Source organism: Roseateles sp. P5_B10, from assembly GCF_056400485.1.
Genome location: NZ_JBFULE010001576.1, coordinates 1 through 619, shown reverse-complemented (window position 1 = coordinate 619; position 619 = coordinate 1). Strand labels below are relative to the sequence as shown.

1 protein-coding gene and 1 pseudogene are annotated in these 619 nt (G+C 64.0%); one reads left to right on the top strand and one right to left on the bottom strand.

Going from position 1 to position 619, the window contains the following annotated elements; all coding sequences use genetic code 11:
* Nucleotides 1-344, top strand: a pseudogene (gene purH / locus AC1DU6_RS34665) (bifunctional phosphoribosylaminoimidazolecarboxamide formyltransferase/IMP cyclohydrolase); the annotation flags it as partial.
* A gap of 9 nt (nt 345-353) precedes the next feature.
* Here purH and AC1DU6_RS34660 read toward each other — a convergent pair.
* On the bottom strand, nt 354-619 hold a 266-nt coding region (locus tag AC1DU6_RS34660), incomplete at its 5' end, for an MFS transporter (RefSeq protein WP_477863044.1).

Here is a 619-nt window from a genome sequence, read left to right as displayed (position 1 = left end):
AAGCAAAGCACATCAAGTCGAACACCATTGTCTATGCCAAGGACCTTGCCACTGTCGGTATCGGCGCCGGCCAGATGAGCCGCATTGATTCCGCGCGCATCGCAGCGCGCAAGGCGCAGGATGCGGCGATCGAGATGAAGCTCGCACAGCCAATGACCAAGGGATCGGTGGTCGCGTCAGACGCGTTCTTCCCGTTCGCGGACGGCTTGCTCGTTGCCATCGAGGCCGGAGCCACCGCGGTGATCCAGCCCGGCGGTTCGGTGCGCGACGATGAAGTGATCAAGGCGGCTGATGATGCCGGCATCGCCATGGTGTTCACCGGCGTCCGCCACTTCAAGCACTGAGGCCGAGGCTCAGGCTTCTCGCACCCGCGCGAGCAGGCCGAGACCTCCGACAAAGAACAGCACCAGCACCGCCATGCCAGCCTTCTGGCTGGCGGTGACCGCGGTGACAAGGCCGATCAGCAGCGGCCCCATGAAGGACGTCACCTTTCCGGTCAGTGCGAACAGGCCGAAGAACTGCGCGATGCGATCCTGCGGTGCCAACCGGATCAACAGCGTACGCGATGCCGCCTGTAGCGGGCCGCCAGCCATGCCGATCAGGCAACCAAGCAGGAGAT